This window comes from Pirellulales bacterium, assembly GCA_035499655.1.
Taxonomy (GTDB): Bacteria; Planctomycetota; Planctomycetia; order Pirellulales; family JADZDJ01; genus DATJYL01.
In genome coordinates, this window is sequence record DATJYL010000153.1 from 16,354 (window position 1) to 37,065 (window position 20,712).

16 protein-coding genes are annotated in these 20,712 nt (G+C 57.4%); 5 read left to right on the forward strand and 11 right to left on the reverse strand.

The genetic code is table 11. From position 1 onward, the window contains the following. Window positions 1–107: 107 nt before the first annotated feature. From cysK to VMJ32_11135, 4 genes are all read right to left on the reverse strand, one after another. A complete protein-coding gene (cysK, locus tag VMJ32_11120; GenBank protein HTQ39573.1) occupies window positions 108–1,076 on the reverse strand; it encodes a cysteine synthase A in 969 nt (322 codons plus the stop codon). 292 nt (window positions 1,077–1,368) lie between these two features. Next, window positions 1,369–1,950 carry a hypothetical protein gene (locus VMJ32_11125; protein ID HTQ39574.1) on the reverse strand — a complete coding sequence of 194 codons (582 nt, stop codon included), beginning with the start codon at window positions 1,948–1,950 and terminating at the stop codon, window positions 1,369–1,371. 273 nt (window positions 1,951–2,223) lie between these two features. Beyond that, window positions 2,224–2,904, reverse strand: coding sequence for a DUF1361 domain-containing protein (locus VMJ32_11130; protein HTQ39575.1), 681 nt, complete (start codon window positions 2,902–2,904; stop codon window positions 2,224–2,226). 63 nt (window positions 2,905–2,967) lie between these two features. Continuing rightward, window positions 2,968–4,737: a HEAT repeat domain-containing protein gene (locus tag VMJ32_11135; GenBank protein ID HTQ39576.1), complete on the reverse strand. Its 1,770-nt coding sequence runs from the start codon at window positions 4,735–4,737 to the stop codon at window positions 2,968–2,970. Between the two features lie 260 nt (window positions 4,738–4,997). On the opposite strand from VMJ32_11135, the gene VMJ32_11140 reads away from it, so the two are divergent. From VMJ32_11140 to VMJ32_11150, 3 genes are all read left to right on the forward strand, one after another. Continuing rightward, complete coding sequence (locus VMJ32_11140; protein HTQ39577.1) at window positions 4,998–5,645, forward strand: hypothetical protein; 648 nt, start codon at window positions 4,998–5,000, stop codon at window positions 5,643–5,645. Between the two features lie 359 nt (window positions 5,646–6,004). Then, window positions 6,005–8,215, forward strand: a complete 2,211-nt coding sequence (locus VMJ32_11145) for a hypothetical protein (GenBank protein HTQ39578.1) — start codon at window positions 6,005–6,007, stop codon at window positions 8,213–8,215. Between the two features lie 49 nt (window positions 8,216–8,264). Next, window positions 8,265–8,651 carry a DNA polymerase ligase N-terminal domain-containing protein gene (locus VMJ32_11150; GenBank protein ID HTQ39579.1) on the forward strand — a complete coding sequence of 129 codons (387 nt, stop codon included), beginning with the start codon at window positions 8,265–8,267 and terminating at the stop codon, window positions 8,649–8,651. Here VMJ32_11150 and VMJ32_11155 read toward each other — a convergent pair. The 5 genes from VMJ32_11155 to VMJ32_11175 form a co-directional block, all read right to left on the reverse strand. Beyond that, entirely contained in the window at window positions 8,621–9,481 is an 861-nt protein-coding gene (locus tag VMJ32_11155; protein HTQ39580.1) for a hypothetical protein, read from the reverse strand. The two genes, VMJ32_11150 and VMJ32_11155, sit on opposite strands and share 31 nt — an antisense overlap. A gap of 148 nt (window positions 9,482–9,629) precedes the next feature. Beyond that, the gene (locus VMJ32_11160) at window positions 9,630–9,860 is read right to left on the reverse strand and encodes a carbon storage regulator (GenBank protein ID HTQ39581.1); all 231 of its coding nucleotides are present in this window, start codon (window positions 9,858–9,860) and stop codon (window positions 9,630–9,632) included. Between the two features lie 626 nt (window positions 9,861–10,486). After that, entirely contained in the window at window positions 10,487–11,557 is a 1,071-nt protein-coding gene (locus VMJ32_11165) for a PmoA family protein (GenBank protein ID HTQ39582.1), read from the reverse strand. A 200-nt stretch (window positions 11,558–11,757) separates the two neighbouring features. Further along, on the reverse strand, window positions 11,758–13,746 hold the full coding sequence (locus VMJ32_11170) for a hypothetical protein (protein ID HTQ39583.1): 1,989 nt from the start codon (window positions 13,744–13,746) through the stop codon (window positions 11,758–11,760). A gap of 11 nt (window positions 13,747–13,757) precedes the next feature. Further along, window positions 13,758–14,414, reverse strand: coding sequence for a sigma-70 family RNA polymerase sigma factor (locus VMJ32_11175; protein ID HTQ39584.1), 657 nt, complete (start codon window positions 14,412–14,414; stop codon window positions 13,758–13,760). A gap of 277 nt (window positions 14,415–14,691) precedes the next feature. Between VMJ32_11175 and VMJ32_11180 the strand changes: the two genes are divergently transcribed. After that, window positions 14,692–15,075 carry a BlaI/MecI/CopY family transcriptional regulator gene (locus VMJ32_11180; GenBank protein HTQ39585.1) on the forward strand — a complete coding sequence of 128 codons (384 nt, stop codon included), beginning with the start codon at window positions 14,692–14,694 and terminating at the stop codon, window positions 15,073–15,075. Next, window positions 15,072–18,380 carry a DUF1559 domain-containing protein gene (locus VMJ32_11185; protein ID HTQ39586.1) on the forward strand — a complete coding sequence of 1,103 codons (3,309 nt, stop codon included), beginning with the start codon at window positions 15,072–15,074 and terminating at the stop codon, window positions 18,378–18,380. Before VMJ32_11180 ends, VMJ32_11185 begins: the two co-directional genes overlap by 4 nt. A 57-nt stretch (window positions 18,381–18,437) precedes the next feature. Here the strand turns inward: VMJ32_11185 and VMJ32_11190 are convergent, their stop codons facing one another. Further along, the gene (locus VMJ32_11190) at window positions 18,438–19,781 is read right to left on the reverse strand and encodes a prolipoprotein diacylglyceryl transferase family protein (GenBank protein ID HTQ39587.1); all 1,344 of its coding nucleotides are present in this window, start codon (window positions 19,779–19,781) and stop codon (window positions 18,438–18,440) included. Window positions 19,782–19,937: 156 nt separating this feature from the next. After that, the coding region (gene panC, locus VMJ32_11195) for a pantoate--beta-alanine ligase (GenBank protein HTQ39588.1) at window positions 19,938–20,712 on the reverse strand (775 nt) is incomplete at its 5' end.

Below are 20,712 nucleotides of genomic sequence, written 5' to 3' on the forward strand. Positions count from 1 at the left end.
GCGTTTTTTACTGCGTTCTCCATCCGGTTGCGGTTTAGCCGCGACGCTGTAGCGGAGCGGGTATTCTCATATTTCTCCGCACCCCTCGATCCTCGTCCCTTGTCAACTCATTCCGGAAACAACTTCGTCGACAAATACCGCTCGCCCAAATCGGGCAGCACGACCACGATCAGCTTGCCTTTATTCTCCGGTTTCTTGGCCAGTTGCAAAGCGGCCCAGGCGGCAGCGCCGGAGCTGATGCCCACCATCAGCCCCTCTTGCTTGGCCAGTTGGCGAGCGGTTTCCATCGCGTCTTCGTCCTGCACTTGCACCACGTCGTCGACGATGTCCACATTCAGCACGTCCGGGATGAACCCGGCGCCGATGCCTTGAATCGTGTGCCGGCCCGGTTTTAGCGGCTCACCTTTCCGCCGCTGCGTAATCACAGGACTGTTCACCGGCTCGACGGCGATCATTTTCACGCCGGGCTTGCGTTTCTTCAGCACTTCGCCCACGCCGGTAATCGTGCCGCCGGTCCCCACGCCACTCACCACAATGTCGACTTGCCCGTCGGTGTCTTTCCAAATTTCTTCGGCCGTGGTTTTGCGGTGGACTTCCGGATTCGCCGGATTTTTGAACTGCTGCGGCATGAAGTAGTTTTTATTTTGGGCGCACAGTTCTTCCGCCTTGCGAACCGCGCCGGGCATCCCTTCCGCCGCCGGCGTGAGCACCAATTCCGCGCCCAAAGCCTTCAGCATGCGGCGCCGCTCCAAGCTCATGCTTTCGGGCATGGTGACCATCAGTTTGTAACCCCGGGCCGCGCACACGTAGGCCAGCCCAATGCCCGTGTTGCCGCTGGTCGGCTCGATGACGACCGTATCTTTGTTGATTTTTCCGTCGCGCTCGGCGGCGTCGATCATTGCCCGGCCGATGCGGTCTTTTACACTCCACAGTGGATTCAGGTTTTCCATTTTCGCGGCGATCGTGGCCCCGCAGCCCGCGGTAATGTGTCGCAGTTTCACCAACGGCGTGTTCCCCACGCACCGGGTAATGTCTTGTTTTATTCCAGAGGGTGTCGATGCGGTGGCAGTGGCCATGTTCAAACCTCACTCTCTCTAGGGGCGAAAAAAGGTGGGCACTTCAACGGCGGTGGCCCGCAAATCCTGCCGGATTATAAATCTTCGCCAAACCGCAGGTCAACCGCACATCCCGGCAATAGTTCACTGCGTCAGTGAACAAAGAATTCCCCGCAACAGCGGAGATGAAAAGCAAACCAGCGCGCCGATCGATGAACGAATTCGCAGCGCGACCCACGAAACCCCAGGCGACCAAAACCCAGACACCAGGCGACCAGACACCAAGAACCCCAGACACCCAGACACCCGACACTCAATTCCGATACTGCAACAAGCCGACGCGGAAGCCCAAATCGTGCAACTGCTCCTGCATTTGCAGCAGGACCCATTCCTCGGCGTCTTGCGGAGAAACTTTGTCCAATAGCGCCGCCGCCGCCAACCGCGCTTGGGCCAAATCGACATCGGCCTGCCGTCGATCAATTTCCACCTTGCTAATCGCCCCCGGGACGCGTGTATTCACGCTTTGCGCTTGTTGCAAGTTTTCCTGCGCGAAGGCCAGCGCATCTTTGGCGGCAATCATGTATGGGTTGTCGCCTCCCGGCGGAGTGGTCCCCTGCATCACGGCGACACGCGCTTTCGCCACCGCCACGTCGTTTTCCAATCCCCGGACCACGGAACTGGGAATGGTTTCCGGCGCCTTGGAATTGGCTTCTCGGGCCTTGGCCAAGTCGGCCTGAACAACCTGCAACACCGCTTGAGCGTAGGCAATTTTCGCTTGCTTCCACTCGTCGCTGCTGCTTTTGTTGTCTTGTCCGGAGACGATTCTGCCGCTGCTCCACCACACGACTCCCAGCATGGTCACGCCGACGAATGCCCATACGATTTTTGTGTTCATGGTCTTTCCTTCACCGCGAAATATAAAGTGGCGCCGGGGCGCCATCCCCAAGATGGTCGCAGCCGCTGCCAGGTTGAGCTTTGTGGTTACCGCGGCAGCTTGCCGCGGGCCGTTATTATCGTTACAGGCAATACGTTGAATTCCCATACTCGCCCGGTTAGCAAGCGTAGCACACGCCGTGGCCCCAAGATAAGCGGCTTCCCGGCAATTTCCGTTGGGTCGATTTGGAAACCGGCCAATGCCAGCCCGGCACTGCGCCAATTCAACCGGGTGTTACTCCCCCGGCGGCAAGGCCATCCGGTCCGCCGGATGCACGGTGGCCGCGGGCGCAAACAGCGGTTTTCGCCGGTGGCGCACGTATTCCCAAACGGCCAAATCGACAAACTTTACCACGTAATACAACACGCTGATGACCACAAAATACCGCAGCACCATCAGCACGCCATAGTTCTCTCCCATGAACGATTCAATCGCCTGGTGCGCCAACCGCTGCGGTTTGGTGACAATGTCCCAACTGTTCAACCGCAAATACCTTCCCCAATACACGCCGACCGCGCACAGCAAATTCATGGCCAGTTCCTCCGGAACAATCCAAGTTCGATGATGCCGCCAACGCAAGTAATCGCCAAAGCGAATCAGCGAAATCACGTGCGCCTGGAACCCCACAAATATGAACAACGCGTATTTCGGAATCACAATGTACGCCACGCTCCATTCCGGCAGCTTGGTCTCTTCATCACGAATTTCGTCGATGAAGTGGATGATGTCGGTCAGCGTGTAGGCCGCATTCGGCAAAAACACAATGAAGGCGACAAACAACGGCCACCACAATCTCCCGCGCTGCTGGGTTTCTCGGAACAGCCACAACGACAATCCCAAGGGCACCAGCGCCAAAAACAGATTCCAGCCCAGATGAAAGTGCGGCCGCAGGGCGAGATAGATCCAATCCACCATAGCGAAGCATCGCGGATGAATGTCGAACGACGAAGGGCCAATGCCAGTCCCTGGCCTGGCTCGTTATTTGTTGCTTCCCGCTTGAATTTTCTTCAGAGCTTCCACGGCCGCGGCACGGACTTTGGGCGAGTCGTCTTGCTCGGCCGCTTTTTGCAAGTCAGGAATCGCCGATTTTGCCGCCGCGCCGATCCTGCCCAACGCGTTGGCCGACTCAACTCTGGCCAATTCGTGCTCCGAATCTCCCAGGGCCTTCGCCAACAGGGGCACCGCCATGCTTTGCAGGGCTTTGTCAGCCGGCTGGATGTGCAACAGCGCCCAAACACTGGCAACTTTCAAAAATTTGTCGTCGCTTTTCATATTGTCACGCAATTTGGGAACCGCATCGGCGGCGTCCGGCCCAATTTTTCCCAGCGCATAACAGGCCGTGTACTGCACGCGAGGCTCGTCGCTGCCCAGGTGCTCGATCAGTGCCGGCACGGCGGTTTTGGCGGCCGGCCCAATGGCGGCCAGCGCGAACTCCACTTCCCGACGATATTCCGGATCAGGGTCTTTCAACTCCAAAATCAGCGCCGGCACGGCATCCTTCGCCTTGGGACCCAATCGCCGCAGCACTTCCACGGCCAGCGCTTGCATGTCGTCGTTCTGCAAAGCCTTGATGAGCCGAGGAACCGCCGCCTCGCCCAGCGAGGACAGCGCATCCACCACGTTGCCCCGCACCTCCGGGTCTTTGTCAGCCAACAAATCGCTCATGGCCGAGATGACCATCTCTTGCGGCGCGTGCAGTTCCAGCAAGCCCCGCGCGGCGGCTCCCCGCACATGCTGGTTGGGGTCTTTCAATCCCGTCACCAACAGCGAAACCGCCCGCTGCACACCGGCTTTGTCGTCAGGATTGATTTTCGCCAGCGCCCACGCGGAAATCATTTTCAAGAAGGGGTCGTCGCTGTCCAGTTGCTGGGCCAGCTGCGGCGCGGCGTCCTTAATGCCAATTTGACCGACGGCAAGTGCGGCCGCGTATCGCACCGCGTATTGCTGATCAGACAAGGCTTTTACCAATTGCGGGCCCGCAGATTTGGAGTCGGGACCGATTGCGGCCAGCGCCATGATTGCTTCTCGCCGCACGGCCGGATGCTTGTCTTGTTCTTGCACCACGCGAATCAGTTCCGGCACTGCCGCTTTAGCCTTGGGTCCCGCGTCGGCCAATCCGATACATGCAGCATGGACCGCTTTGTCGTTTTTCAGTTCGCCGATCAATACGTTAATTCCGTCGTCCCCCGCATCGGCCAGCGCATTCAAAGCTGGTACGACGAGAGCGGGATCCATGTTGCTCTGCTCCAACACTTGTTTCAAAATCGGCGCCAGCGTGTCGAATTTAAGATGCATCGCCACCAATGCATCGATGGCTTTGCGACGAACGTTGCCATTCTTGTCGCTCAACAGCGCAACCAACTCTGGCACGGCCGGTTGGCTGGCGTCGCCAATTTCTTCCAAGGCATTGGCCGCGTAACCGCGCACCATGGCGTCGTTGCTTTTCAGCGCGGCGGTCAACGCCGGTACGGCATCCTTTGCCGCGGGTCCAATGGCACTCAGAGCGCGAGCGGCATGCCATTGCAATGGTGCGTCGCCGGTGTTCAAGGCCTTGATGAGCGCCGGTACGGTCGGTTTGGCTGCCGGACCCAAGTCCACGATGTCGTCGGTGGCTTTCAGCTGCGCGGCCGAGTCTCCACTGGCCAGCGTTTTCGTCAAATTCGCGAGTTGCGCATCGTCTGCAGTCGCGGCCATGGCCATGCCCATCGTCAACACCGAAGACAACACGACCGCCCTAGGCAAATACATATTCCACTCCGAAAAAATGATCGAATGTCAGGAAAGAAACTGGCAAAAACTGCCACGACTGCCTGCAGAGTTGATTCGCACACGCCTTTCATTATAGTATTGAAGAACCGGCGCGTTTGCAAACCGTTCGCTAGACTGCTTGATCGGGTCTGGCTAGTTTCAAGCAGTCTTGGTCCGCCCAGATATTTCAGGCGCATCGCTGCGACGGCGTTCGCACTCGTAGGTACCTACAATATCAATTGCTTCCGCGGAGTTCGAGCATGAATCGCGTTGTAATCCTGTCGCTGGGTTTTGCACTGGCGGCGATGGTTTGTATGGCCCACGCTCAATATCTGTATTCGCCTTACTACAACGGCAATTCGGCCAGCACCGTGGGCCAAAGTTACGCCATGGGCATGGCCGACCTGGTGCGCGCCGCCGGCGATAGGAATTTGAACAATAGCCAGGCGAGCATCAATTATGAGCAGGCCGCTTCCATGGATATGGACAACCAAATTAAAAACGAAAAAACCTATTTCGAAATGCGGAAGATGAACACTTCCTATCGAAAAGCGGAGCAAAGCCCGGGACTGACTTCCGAAGATTCCTGGCGCTACGCCCAAATGTTCGCGCCCAAGCGGCTGACTTCCACTCAGTTAGATCCAGTAACCGGCCAAATTTACTGGCCAATCTTTTTTCAAGACCCGCGCTATAAAAAGTATTGCGACCAGCTCAATAACTTGTTCGTTCAGCGGGAGACTTCGCACGGCGGTATCGGGTACGACACCTACATGCAGATTCAGAAGGCCACCGATGCCCTCAAGGACGAGGTGAAAAAGAACATCAATATGTACCAGCCAAGCGATTACATCACCATGAAAAACTTTGTCGATAGCCTGGCGTACGAAGCCAAGCTTCCGGCTGTCTGATGTTCGCCCGGGATTGCCGTTGACCACCGTGACTTGCTCTGGCGATCCGCTAGGTTCATGTTCGAATCGCAGGCCTTCCGCCTCTTCGCCCGCGCAATCGCCACAGGCGGTGTTTTCGGGCCGCCAATTCTAACGACGTTATCAGTTGCGCGCACGGTGGTGCGAAAAAACAACGGCGGCGTTGACTTTTCGCCACACGTTGCCAAAACGCATGCTAGGCTTTCAAGTGAAGGAAGGAATAGTTTGTCTGCGCGCACAGGTTTGCTGAACCGGCGCAGTTGATTGGCTCACTCGGAGCATGGAGGCGCAGGGAAAAACCAAGCTCGAAGCTCGTATCCGGCAGGCCGGGCGAAATTCGAATGAATTTTGCAACTCAAAACTCGAACGTCATACGTTTCCGCTTTCGTGCTCTGTCGCTCCGCGCGCTGCTCGGTTTGCTGGCTATTCTCATGGGCCGCCCATTCTCGTTCGGCCAGCAAACCGCACCGACGGGCCACAACTGGTTTGGCTCGGCGGGAGTGGAAACCATGGAATATCCGGGCGAAAAGCATTTTTGGAACCAGGCCGGGCTGGTGATTAGCCCCGCCCGAATTCTAGCCCAAGTTGGCACCGAGGTGCCGATGTTTGCCGCCGTGTGCGACGGCAAAGGTCAATTGGAGCCGTACGAGAAAGTCGAATGGATGTTAGACCAAAGCAGCGTGGGTTCGCTGGTTTCAGTCAACGAGCCGTATCGTCCGTTCTATTTAGATTTGTTTTCCAGCACGCCGCGCAAAATCGACAATAGCTATGCTTGGTCCGAGACGCTGCCCATTAACGTCATTCTCACCCGTGGCACGCCGCAAATCAACGACGACATGGTCATGCCGCGCGGCTATGCCTGGGTAACGGTGACCTCGGCTCGCGAGGGGACCAGCTACGTCACCGCTTATGCTCCGGACGTGTATTCCTGGGAAGTGCGGCAGAAATCGGCGACCATTCGCTGGATCGACGCCGAGTGGACTTTTCCCGAACCCGCCTGTGTGCCAATGGGCGAGCATGCCTTGTTAACTACTTGCGTGCGGCGACACACCACCAAGGCGCCGGTTTCGGATTGGATTGTGAAATACTGCATTACCGGCGGAGCCGAAGCCACATTTGGCCACGATGGCAGCAAATCGACCGAAGTGGCCACCGATGCCGATGGAAAATCGACCGTCGAAGTTGTTCCCGCAGCCGCCGCCAATGGGGCCACTTGCATTTCGATGGAGCTAATTCGCTCCGAATGTGCGACTCCCAGTGATCAAGAACGGATTTCAATTGCCACGGCGGCCACGCAAGTAAGCTGGGCCATCAAGGACGGCGACGGCGCTGCCGCCCCAGCGGCGGCAACACCAGCGCCTGTTCCGTCACCGGCCGCAGCGCCTCCCTCGATCGCTCCTCCGACGCTGCCGCCCGCAGCGCCTTCGACAACTCCGCCTGTTGCGCCACCGCCGGCACAGCCCGCTCCTGCGCCGAAAATCTCGCTCAATGTCACTGGTCCGGAGACCGCACAGCCGGGCACGGATATCGAATACACCATTGAAATCGCCAACCAAGGGAATGCGCCGGCCGCCAATTTGATTATCACAGATCGCTACGATCAAGGCTTGGAACACGCAACGAAAAGCAACCCCATCCAGAGAAAAGATTTGCCGACCATAGCGCCCGGCCAATCGACCAAAGTCGGAATCAAATTTCGAGTCGTGCGCACCGGTCAATTATGCCACGTCGTCGAAGTACTGGGTCCTGGCGGCATCGACGAGAAAAAACAGGTGTGCGTCAACGTGGTCGGCGAGCCGACGGTGGAGCAGCCCGCCATGTCGCTCAACATCGCCACGCCGCAAAAAGTGTATACGGTGGGGAACCAGGTGCTATTTACCATTGTGGTGGAGAACACCGGCACGACGGTTCCCGCCCAACAAGTTCGTTGGGTGACTTATTTTGATCCGTCGCTGCGTGTGGAGCAGGGGACGCAAGGGGCCCAGCGCACCAGCGACGGCGGCGTGCAGTTTAGCGCTGACAATATACCACCTGGTGCAAAACAGACGAGTCAAATCCAGTGTACTTGCATTGCCGCGTCGCCGCATGCCTGCGGTCGAGTTACTTTGACCGATCTGTCCAAGCTCAGTTTTGCCCAAGACGCCTGCTTGGAAATTCAGCCGGCGCCGCCGTCTGCGAACCCACAAAGCAATTTGCGGTTAAAAGTTCTGGCATTGAACAACCCCGTGAAAGTCGGTTCCACGGCGACATTCCGCATCACGCTCACTAATGCCGGTGTTAATCCGGAACAAAATGTCCGGCTTTCGATCGCCATTCCCGATACGATGACCTACGTGCACACCACCGCGCCAGTCAGCGAATCGGCCTTCGACGCGCCGAATGTTCGCTTCGAGCCCATCCTTGAGATGCGTGGGGGGATTGGGGAATCAATTCCCTTTGACGTGCAATTGAAGGCGAACAGCGCTGGGCCCGCCCAATTGACCGCTCAAGTCACCAGCGCAAACCAGACTCAGCCATTGACCGACTCTGCCACAGCGACTATTTTGCCCTAATTGGCGAGGGGTCAGCCGATAAGTGGTTAGCACGTCAGTGGTGCATGGGATGGCACGCTTTGTAATTTTGCTTCACGAACTCTCCGGGCAGCAACGCGGCGGCGCGCATTTCGATTTCATGCTGGAGCAAGGCGCTATCCTGCGAACCTGGGCGCTGGGAGAAAAGCCGACTGCGGGCCGCGAAATCATTGCCCATGCGCTGGCCGATCATCGGATCGATTATTTGGAATACGAGGGGCCGGTTTCAAAGAATCGTGGGAGCGTTTCCCGTTGGGATTTCGGCACGTACGAATCGCTGGTCGATTCGCAGGCGGAAATCATCGTCCAACTTCGCGGCCAGCAACTGACAGGCACAGCCCATTTACGACCCGCGGGGGAGAAGTCTCAGCCAATCGCGACCGAGCCTCAACGATGGATATTCAGTTTTTCGGTTTGAACTTCTGCGGAAGAATTCTGCTGGATATTGGCCGTGGGCTCTGGCGTCGCTGTCTTCTGACCGGACGGTTCCTGGGCTGAAGATTCCTGGCTGACGGGTTGTTGATCCGACGATTCCAGGGCTGCGGCGGGCTGTTGTGCCACGGAACCGACGGCCTGGGCATTTTGGCAATGTCCGGCCATGTAGATTTCTCCCTCGTTAACTTCCAGAGATTCAAGACGCTGCATGAACTGATCACTGGAATGGTCGGCCCAGGGCATCGTTATGGTTAACAGCGGGTCGCCGTCGATTTGAGCAACGTCGATTTGTAAACCAACTTCCTGGCCGGCGGTAATAAAATCGTTCACCAACCCGCCCAGGGGCAACGGCAGAAGTCCGGCCCGGGCTTTGCAAATTCTGACGGCCACCACGTTCGTTTCACGCAAGTAGACCTCAGCTTCCAACGACACGATCGCTGCCCAACCTAGCTTGTGCCACACAAAGGCGATCTGCGCGCGATTGTTCTCAATCGATATCCGAGGTTCGCTGATGCTGGGCGGAAACAAGCGCGGATGATTTTGCAGCACGTCGTAAGCCAGCCAACCGTTAATTTGGTCGGCGGTAAACAAGGCATGCCACTGGCCTGCCCGGCGAAGATTATTGGCCAGGGCGGCAGCTTCATGAAGCAAGGCGTCGCTGGCGTGTTTCGCGGAAGCGGGTCCTTCGGCCAATACTTGCTGATAGAATGCAGGCCCTTGCTGACAAGCCCAATACGCTGCTGCCATCAGCACTGCCAGCGCAAAGACCGCGGCAGCACCGACCATCACATACAGGCGAAGCTTGTTTGACACAGGCGGGCGGATAAAAAAAGCCAGGAACCCCCCCCGTGAGACCTCCGAAACCGGCATTTCGCTTTAGAAACGGCCAATTCCAGCGGCAGGATAGTAGGGATTGGCTTTCGGAAGGTCAATGCGGATTGGACTGCAGGAACCGAGGCCGTTACTCGCTGGCCGGCTCATTTTTGAAAGACTGCAACAAGGCCATTTCATGGCCCGGATCCTTCGAGTGCCCCGGCGACAGGCTCGTTTCCAATTCGTCGCGCAGAACAAGCATATCAGCAGGAGCTTCGATCCCCAGCCTCACCTTGTCGCCGGCCACGCGCACCACGGTGACCACAATATCTTTGCCCAGGCGTATCCGCTCGCTTTGTTTTCGGGACAACACTAACATGACCCGTGCCTCCGTGAGTGTCTGATTTATGAACTTTTGTACAGTAAAGCGAACAGTCCGTCAAGTGGAATTTGTCATGCTGCTGCGATTGGCCAGCGCTATTGGGTGAACCAGGGCCTAGGCCGCGCAGGGCATTAAAGTCAGGGCACTCGTTAATCGAGTGCGATGAAACCGCTGGCCGGTCGAATTGTAGAACAGAATCGTGTTGCGCTCAGTTTCCCAAATTGCCGTAACTTTTACCGATCGGGGTCCGTGCAGGCAGAAAAAGATGCCGCATGGTTTACTGCCCCGGACTAACAAGCGTTCGGTCATCCGGAAGGCGTCCAGCTCAAGCTGATCGTGCTGGCATAAGATTTTGCTGACATAATTTCTCAATGTTTCCAAGTTGTGCAGGCGCTCCATGTTAGTCAACATTGGATGCGTGATCTCCTGTGTCATGCACTGCGGCGATAATTAAGGGCCACTGTGCGGATTGGATAAGCGAGGGCAACTGCTGATAGATTATGCTATCGGCAATTTGGGCAAGATTACTTCGGCGCGGGCCCCGGTTTTTGGCAGAAAGCCAGAAAATGGCCATATCACGGGTCGGATTTTTTCTGAAATGAATCCTCAGCAGCGCCGTTCAACTACGGTTTTTCGGCCTCATATTTGGTGAAAGCCTCCGCAATATGGCCTTCTTTTTCGTCGCCTTTATGAAATATCACGCGAAAATGGAAACTCATCGTGTCGCCGGCTTTGAGCGTGGTGCTGGCCTTGGGCAAGGTGTCGTCAAAGACGTGCTGACCAAACACATTGGCTGCGAATAAGCCATAATCGCGCGTGTGCCAACGGGTTGGGTAACCAAAGCTGCTGGGGTGTTCCAAGATTGCAATTCCGAGCTGTTCTCCTTCGACCGGCCCATGATAATCGACCCACGATGCCCGATTGCCCCATACAGCTCGCTGACACTTGGGGTCGCCGGTAGCGCCCTTGGGAAACTGTTCAGGATTCTCGTCTTCGTCGACTTTTCCATCACTGTTGACGAACGTGCCCCCCTGCTTGGCATCGACGCGCATCGTATCGGGAACTCGAATTCCAAACACCCCGTCTTTTTCATCGCCGAAAACGACATCTCCATCGGTGGCCTTCAGCGTAATATCAAAGTCGATAATGCGATTATCGCCATCGGTGCTGCAAGTAATGGCGCGCTCATCTTCCAGCAATTTTTTACCGTCTGGGTCGAGCCAATCGTTGGTAGTGACGATTTTTGCCTTCGGGCCGCCCGACACTTCCACGAAGTCCTTGTGTTTGGTGGAACCCGTCGGGGGATTTGGATGTTCTTCCCATAAATTGTTGCCGTCCACGCTTTGGTAGCTGAACCACAAGGAGCGGTGCCACGGATGATCGTCGGTAAGGATGTCGCCTTTGGGAAGCTTGCCGCCTTTGGCCGACTTTTCTTCGTCGACCGCTGCGGTATCCATCGGCCACGGCCGCGTCATCGGTTTGCCTGTCGGGCCAATAATGGGCCACAACACGGGCTTTTTGCCCGATTGAATCACGTATTTTGTGAACAGCTTGCCGTCCAAGTTGACGGTCACGCCGTCAGCGGTTTTCTCGACGGTAAAATCGCCCGCTTGAGTCCGCACCGCAAAGTTTGCCGCGAACATCAAACCGATGATTACGAGACTGGTTTTCCTTACGCTTTGACCACAACGCATGATGATTGCTCCCGAGTAGTTTGCGCGGTTGATTGGATTTTTAGATCCTCAAAATGGAATCGATGTTTCTCCGAATTCGGAAACCATCGCCCGCCGTGAGCACACGGCGGTCCATTCACTGGAACCCCCACGGCTTTATGCTAACAGCGTCGGTCGCATGATGCCAGCAGGGGTTTGGCAAGGGCGCCAAATTGCCAACGCTATTTTCCGGCCGATGGATTTGCGGGCTCTGCTCCCGGCGCGGGATTTTGTTCTGCCGGCGCGTTTGCAATCCGGAATACAAACAGGGCTCGCTGCGGCGTAGGTCTGGGAGAAGCGATAGCCAGCGATGAGCTGACTGAGAGGGCAACCGGCGGGGCCGAGGCGGCGGCTCCGGTCGGGGGTACTGCCGGCAATCCAGCGGCAGGCGCCGTGGCGTTGGACAACCCTTCGATCGGCGCCGCTGATTTTGACAACTCACCGACCAGCACCTGGTTTGGAGTGTTGACGGGTGCGGTCAGCGATTGATTGATGGAAAGCGTATTTGTTCCAGCCGTTCGAGCGCCGTGTCCACGTTCGCCGCCAGCGCCAGATTCGCCATTACTGCCTGCTTCGCTACCGCCGCTGAAACTGCCACCGGTACCGAATCCGCCGCCCCCCAATCCGCCGACATTAATTGCGCTGCTGCGGGCACCACGATCAAGCGCCTCCGAATCAACCGATTTTTTCTCATCGCTGGAAAGACTATCCGCAGCGATTTTTGATACATCGAACGAAGGCTGCTCGGTTGGCGGCGGCAAGTCCAATCGGATAGCGCGGCTTAGCGACTGGCTGTCGGTTTTCTGCTGGCCGGCCAACGCAGTCGAGTTGTATTGAGAGATTGCGTTTTGGGCGGAATCCTTCTCGGTTTTGTTGAGTGCATCCCGATCGGAGTACCACTTTCCGTTGGCGTCCTCCTTCACGATCTTCGACGGAACGGTGGTCACGGCGACCGCAGAAAACAGTTGCGGCTCATGACGCAAATCGGCCAGCGTCTGCTGAATTTGCTCCGGCGTGGCTTCCACCATGACAAGATCCACGGGCTGCTGACCGGCAGGATTCAACGTTCCCGACAATTCGGCTTTTCTTGTCCCCAAGGCGGCATTCGCTCCGGGAGCATTCACGGCGGAAACCGAATCGATCGCCCCGCTGAGTTCACGTTGCTGCAGCATGTGGCGAACATCGCCGCTGGGATTTTTAGATTGTTCCACGGCTTTGGTGGAACCCAAGGCGAAATGAAGTGGATGCTTTTGCGCCTCCAGCGCAATTTGATTTTTGGCCAACAATTGGTCGAATTTCCCTTGCCGCGCGGCCTCGGGCGACATTTCCACTTGAACCAACAGTAGATTGTCGGACGTGCCAGTCGTCGGGACCTCGGCGGCAGGCGGTTTCGCCGACAGCCGGCCGGCGGTAAAGCCATAGAAATCGTGGTTGGTGTCGGCCAGCGGAACGTCTGCCGGAGCGGGCTGCGAAGTGGCAGATTTATCGGCAGCGATCAGGCCACGGGAAACAAGACCGCCGTCGTCATTGTGGGCACGGTTGCGCATTCGATCATCTGCGAATTGCTCATTCCCAGGTTGCGCCGAGCCGTTTTCGGCAGGCTTCAGTTCCGGAAGGGATGGAAGCTGTTTTGCAGTGGCTACTTGTTGTTCCGGCGCCGCCGGAGCGCGAACAACCATGGGTTCGTCGATTGGCCCTCCTTTGCGGCGGTTTTGTTCAGGCGGTCGGTTGGAGACCATAATCAACACCGCAGCGGCAACGGCCAGCAGCGACCAAACCACACCCCGGCGGTTCACGGGGAAGCGCCGAATGACTGATGGCCGGTGGCGAGTGCCGGCGGATGCGGGTTGAAAAGCTGGCTGATTCGAATGTTGATTCGTCTCAGGAAGCGGCGCGGCTTCCGGGATTGACGCCGCGGTCGTGTTATCGATTAGGCCCTGCTGATGGGCCAGTTCTCCTTCGGCCTTTTGCAGGACGCGCTGGGCAAAATCGATCTCCAGCCGGTGCTGCGGCAGCTCCTGCAATCCGGCGCGCAAGGCCCGCAATTCTTCCAGCAACTGCCGGGCTTCGGCATTGGCGGAAAGCAGTTGTTCGGCGCGGGCACGCTCTTCGGCAGACAGCTCGCCGTCGAGGTAAGCGCTAATCAGAATGTCGTTTTCCGAATGAGCCATAAAAGTATTTGTCACTGCGTCACGAGGACGCCTTTCAGTAATTCCCGCAATTCCATCCGCGCTCGGTGCAAGCGGCTGCGAACGGTGCCCAACGGCAGATCGAGCATTTGGGCGATGGCTTCGTACGAATGGCCGTCAATTTCGCGCAGCACCAGCACCGTGCGGAAATCGTCGTCCAGCGTTGCCAGCGCTTCTTGCACCCGAGCGGCCCGTTCCTGCTGTTCCAGCGGCTCCGATGGCGGGTCGACGCGCCCGATGGGTTCGTAACCGGTCGCCTCGCGGTGTTCGTAAACCGACAGGGTGGGTTTTTTTCGTCTCCGGCGGCTGGCGGCCATGTTCAGTGCAATGCGGTACAGCCACGTATAAAACGCACTGGACCGTTGAAACGAGCGCAATTTGATGAACGCCTGGACAAACGCGTCCTGGCACACGTCGCGCCCATCTTCCGCCGACCCCGTCACGTGGACCAGCGTGTTGTACAGCCGGTCCTGGTAACGGGTAACCAAGCGTCCGAAGGCTGACGAGTTTCCCTGTAACGTTTCGTCAATGAGTTGCAGGTCGTCGTTCACCGTAACTCCACACATTGGACGCCGCGAAAGCGGGGAAAGTTCCCCCCGAAAACACTGCGTTTTACCCAGCAAATCGGAAGAGCCGGAGCAAATCATCATGGGCGTTTTCGCGGGAATGTCAAACAAGTTACGACGAGTTTTATACGGATATACGCAAACTAAGGGCCAAAAAGAATTCTTCCCGCAGAGAAAAAATCGCTTGCAAGACCGGAAGTTCTCTGCTACTATAAAACCAAATCTAAGAAACCAAATGTCGCCGAGGCGGCGGAACGACCAATGACCAAGCACCAATGACCAATGTTTGAATGAAATATCATTGGTCATTGGGATTTCGTCATTCGACATTGATGTGTTTTCCAATTCGGGAGGAGTGAGCATGGCCAGGCCGCGTGCCAAAGAATTGACCGAGCGTGAACTGGAAGTCATGCAGGTGTTTTGGAAACACGGCGAGCTGGATGCCGTCGAAGCCCGCGAGCAATTGGCCGCCGCCGGGTTGGATCGGGCCTACACCACCATTGCCACGCTGGTGCGGATTTTGGTGGAAAAGGGATTTTTGAAGCAATTGCCCGGCGAGCGGCCGTTTCGCTTTCGGCCTACGCGCTCGCAGGAAGAAGTCTCGGGCCGCATGTTGGCCGACGTTGTCGAGCGGTTGTTCCAAGGCTCGCGCGAGCAGTTGTTGGTACAACTGCTGAAACAAAAAAAGCTGACCGTCAAAGAGCGGATTATGCTGCAAGAAATTTTGAAGGAGCATCAATCATGAACCCTATTACCGCGGCGATTGTTTGGATGATCATCCAAGTCTTGCTGTTCTCGCTGATTGGCGGAGCCGCGTTTGTGCTGCTGCGGCGTCGCGGACCCAGCGCGGCAGTGGCTTGTGCCGCAATGGTGTTGGCGCTGACATTGCCGCTGGTGTTGTTGTTGGCCAGTCCTTGGCCGCGATGGATTGAAAAAGCCGAAGTCCGAAATCCGAAAGTCGAAACCAATTCAAAAATCGAAGACCAAAACACGATGGATCTGGGCGATCGCTCCAGCCTGCCGACAAAGGGAGAGGGAGTAAATGCCGCCAAGGGGTCCGTGCTCTCGACCGCGGCAGCTTGGTGGCAAACGGCGACGCAGTGGTTGCAGCCGGGCGCCAATTTTGCCTCTGCAGATAGCGCTCCGCCGCAAGCGGTCTGGACTCAATGGATTCCGTGGATGCTGGCGGCGGGAATCGGATTGGGTTTGGCGCGATTGGCGGCCGGCGTGTGGGCGGTGGGCAGGTTACGCAGCCGGTCACGGCCGATTGATGATCCGACATTGACCGCGCTGCTTCGGCAACTGGCGGTGGAATTGAATGCGCCGCCGGTTGCGTTATGTCAGACAGACCAACTGCGCTCGGCGGCGACCATCGGCTGGCGGCGGCCCGTGTTGCTGTTGCCTGCTGATTGGCCACAGTGGACCGAAACGGAGCGGCGCGTCGTGTTGGCCCATGAGTTGGCCCACGTGGCGCGGCGAGATTATTTGACGGCGCTGTTGGCCCGGCTGGTGTCGGCGATTCATTTTTATCAGCCGTTGGTGTTGTGGTTGGGCCGGCAGTTGCGGATTCAGCAAGAATTGGCCGCCGACGCGCAGGCGGCGGCGCTGGCCGGCGACCGGCAAACGTATTTAGCCACGCTGGCGCAACTGGCGCTACGCGCCGATGACCAGCCGTTGCCGTGGGCAGCTCGGGCGTTTTTGCCGGGCACCAGCATGCTGATTAAGCGTGTGGCGTGGCTGAAGCGTGGGCAAGATCGAAAAGTCGAAAAGTCGCTGAGTCGAAGTGGCAAATGCATTTTGGCGGGAGTGTTTGTGGCGATGGCGGTTGGCGTGGCCGGAATTCGCGGACCGCAAGAGACGGGATCAATGGTGGCGGTGGCGGCGGGGTCAGAGGACGCTAAGCCGCAAGCGGATGGGAAGTCGGATGAAGCCAAACAAGCTGAGAAGAAAAAAGATAATGGCCCGGCGTGGGATGTTTCGAATCCGCAGCCGGCGGCGCTGCGCACATTTCAATTTGTGCCGGCCGATGCCAAGTTGGTCGTCGCCGTTGATCCGCATGAGCTAGCGAAAATTGCACCGGCGACGCAGCCGTTGGTCGACATGTTGAACAAAGAATTCGAAGCCAAAAACGGATTCAAACTGACCGAAGTGACGGATTTTGAGCTCATTTGGACGCACTCCACCAAGCAGCCTGACCGGATTGTCGCTCGAACGGAAAAGGCCGTGGGTTGGAAAGACGTACTGCGGCGGCACAATCCGGATTTTTTGGAAACGAAGCACGTGGGCGACCATGAATACTTCATTTGGAAAGACAGTCCTGACTTCGGCCCGTGCCTGTACATGGTGGACGATCGGACGATTGTGGCCGGCAGCGAGGAACAGATTCAAACGGTAATTCGCGGCGGCGAAAAGCTGATGGACGCCAACACGTTTCCGGAATTCATGGGCAATCCGCTGGCATATCGGGCGGAAATACCGTTCATCAAGCAGATGGCGGGGTTGGACAAGCTGCCGAAGGATTTTGAATCGAACCCAGTCGCAGCGATGTTTTTGCCGCTGCTGGATCATGTGCAGATCGTCCGGGCGTTTGCCGGACCGGATGGGCAGAAATCTGGCAGCGCCTTTTTCGCCGCGCTGGGGGAATGCGATTCTGCTGACGGCGCCCAGCAGGTGGCCAACACGTTGGGGGCGCTGCGCACCCTGGGGCAGAATTTGCTTCAGGCCAAAATGCAGGCCTGGCGGCAAACGGAGGAAAAGACCGCCAGCCAGGAGCAAGCGACGCAGATTCATCAATTTTTTGACATTTTGACCAAATCCTTGGCTGACGTGAAGATAGATGCGGCGGACAAGACGGTTCATGTTTCGGCCAACGTCGAAGCAGGCCCGGCACTGGTGGCAGGCTTTTTAATGCCGGCGATGGCGTCGGCGAAAGAAGCGAAGTTGCGCACGCAGAGCATGAACAATCTAAAAATGCTGGCGCTGGCACTACTGAATTACGAAGATGCGCGCAAACATTTTCCACCGGCTGTAATTCGGGATAAAAACGGCAAGCCGCTGTTGAGTTGGCGAGTGGCAGTTTTGCCATTCATCGATCCGTGGGATGAGAACAAGGCGTTGTACGACCAGTTTCATCTCGATGAACCGTGGGATAGCGAACACAACCGCGAACTGATCAAAAAAATGCCTAAAGAATTTCGCGATCCGCATGATCCGGAAAGCAGTACGAATGCTTCGTATTTCATGCCGACGGGCAAAGGAATGGTTGGCGGCAGCGAAAATGGAACGCAAATGAAGGAGATTCGAGACGGCACGGCGATGACGATTTTGCTCGTGGAAGCCAAGCGCGATATTCCCTGGACCAAGCCGGAGGATATCGAAATCGAAGCTGATCCGACCAAGCCATTGCCGACGTTCGGAGGGCATTTGCCCGACAACGTTTTTGGAGCCTTGTTTTGCGATGGGCACGTGCAGGTTATTTCCAACGAGGCCGATCCGAAAGCATTGCGGGCCGTGTTCACTATCGACGGCCGCGAGCCGGTGGATTGGGGAAGACTAAATTCGAAGCCGGCGGATAAATCTTGGGATGCCAGCCCGGGCCCGCCGCCGGACGTGAAGCCGGTTGAACCACAGAAATCGTCGGTTCCGTCTGATCGCAGTTCGGGCATCACTCCGCCGAAAATTGAATTTCACCGGGCCGATGATCAACCGGCGACGGGGTTGACCGAGGCTACGGCGCCTGAGGGCCCGAATGTGAAAATTTATTTGCACCCGGAAGCGGAGCTGACAAACGCCGACATTGCCGAGGCCACGGCGACGACCGACGGCCTGGGTCAGCCCGCGATTTCAGTTTCGTTTACTGCACAAGGGGCGAAAAAAATGTCGAAGCTGACCGAAGAAAACCTCGGCAAGCCGATGGTCATCATGGTCGATGGCAAAGTGTTGAGTGCGCCGACCATTCGCAGCAAAATTGCCGATGGAAAGGCCCAAATCTCCGGCCACTTCACCCAGGAAGAAGCGGAGCGGATTGCCAAGGGCATCAACGGAGGGTAGCGCGCCCAAGCCGACCGCTTGTGGTCGGAGGTCGACGGCAAAGCCGTCGGCTTGGAATTACGTCGCGCTGATTTGCGGCGATTGGAAGTATTTCAGCCGCGGGCTGCGAATGACGAAAATCCACAGCGTGATGGCGGCCACCATCAGCAGCACGCTGATGTTTTGCGAAATGGTCATGCCGGTGCGGGCCACGAGCGGCTCGTCGGTGCGGATCGATTCTTCCAGAATTCGCATCACCGGGTAAATGGTGATCATCAAAGCCGTCACTTCGCCGGCGTGCCGGCGGAATGGATACCAGGCCAGCAGAAACAGCGTGAGCAACAGCGCGCCCAACGCACTGTACAACTGCGTGGGATGCACCGGCAGGCTGCGCGGCGGCAGCGGCGCGGGAGCGGTCAATGTCCACGTGTGCCCAGCCAGTTGGCCGCCGGCATCGATCACTCGGAAAGTGACTTTCGTTCCGGGCTGTTGAATGTTGGTCAGCGCTTCGACCGCGCCGGCCACGGTGAGATCGGCGGTTTCGTCGGCCGGATAGGGATATTGCTTATCCGAATGGGGCGGCTCGACGACGATGGCTGTCAAACGGTCGCCCACGTGCAGGCCGGCCTGAGCGACGGGCGAATTATCGTCCAGCGATTGGATGGTTGCCGGTGCGAATGGATTAAAATCGAAATGAATGCCGTCGAGCACAAGCTGTCCGCGATCGGCCTGATTCATGTACGCCGGCGAACCGACGGGAAACGTGACCGCCCAGGGACGATCGCACAAGCCACCGTAGCAGCAACCGTTAAGAAAGCACCCGACGCGCCCCAAGGCCAGGCCCAAAACCAGACTGGGGGCGATGATATCGGCGAATTTGAGCACCGGAAGCTTGTGCCGCATGAAGAACCAACTGGCCGCGATGCAGCCGCCGGCAAATGAACCGTACACGACCAGCCCGCCCTGGGTGTAATTGACGATCGCGCCCAAAGTCGCTGCCAGCGTGGGACGCTGATATTCCTGCCAGTATTCGATAATGTAAAACAGCCGCGCCCCAGCAATCGCCGCCACGCACATCCACAGGGCCAGCGAGTAAACGAGATCCGGATCGTATCCTTCTTGCTTCGCGCGATACACGGCCAGCGCCACGCCCGCCACGACGCCCAGGAAAACCATCACTCCATAACCGCGGATCGGCAGACCCACATCGTCGGACAACCGCGGCAGCACCCAGGCCAGCACGGCGCCGAGCAGCAGCATGATGGGAATTTCACTCCACACCGCGTTCATCGGCGCATGCTGATAGAACAGCCAGCCGAGCCGCGAAATGCAAATGACAACCCACACCGCCAGCAAAATGCCGAACCCCAATAATGGTAGGCCGCCGACTTGGTTCGGGATGTGAAACAGGATGGTTTGCATGTGTTTTAACCGCAGAGACGCAGAGTCGCGGAGAGGAAAGCAAATGTAGGAATTAGGATTTAGAATGTAGGATGTAAGAATTGAGGAGCTTGTTTTCAAATCTTACATCCTCCTACATCCTAAATTGTTTTCTCCGCGTCTCTGCGTCTCCGCGGTTCAATTCCTTTCGGAGGGTCCAAACAGTTCGTTGTCGATCAGCCGGGTTTGTCCCACATGGGCGGCGACCAGCGCGACGGCGGACGTTTCGATATGGTTGAGTTCCGCCAGCGTTTCCGCATCGGCAACCGTGGCGTAATCCATTTGCACGTCCGGCTCGTTGGTGATCATCCGTCGCATCGCTTCGCAGATTTTCGCGGCGTTGCGCTCGCCGGCATCGAACATTTCGCGGGCAAACTGTAGGCTGCGCGGTAGAACCAGGGCGTGTTGCCGCTGCTCGGCGGTTAAATACACATTTCGCGAGCTGAGGGCCAGGCCATCGGCATCGCGGACCGTGGGGCAAACGACAATTTCGATAGGCAAATTAAGATCGGCGACCATGCGTCGCACGGCCAGTGCTTGTTGATAATCTTTGCGGCCAAAATATGCCCGATCGGCCGGCGCGATTTGAAACAGCTTCATCACCACGGTGGCCACGCCACGAAAATGCCCCGGCCGCAGCGCTCCTTCCCACGGTTCCGCCAGGCCGTTCAATTCGACCGAGGTGCCAAAGCCAGGCGGATACATTTCACTGGCCTCGGGTGCAAACACTAGTGGCACGCCGAGCACCGCCAACTGCGCGACATCGGCTTCCAAATTTCGCGGATACTTGGCGAAATCTTCCGCCGGCGAAAATTGTTTCGGATTGACGAAGATCGAAACGACCGTGAAATCACACTCGCTCTGGCTGCGTTTCACCAGACTCAGATGGCCCGCGTGCAGGGCGCCCATCGTG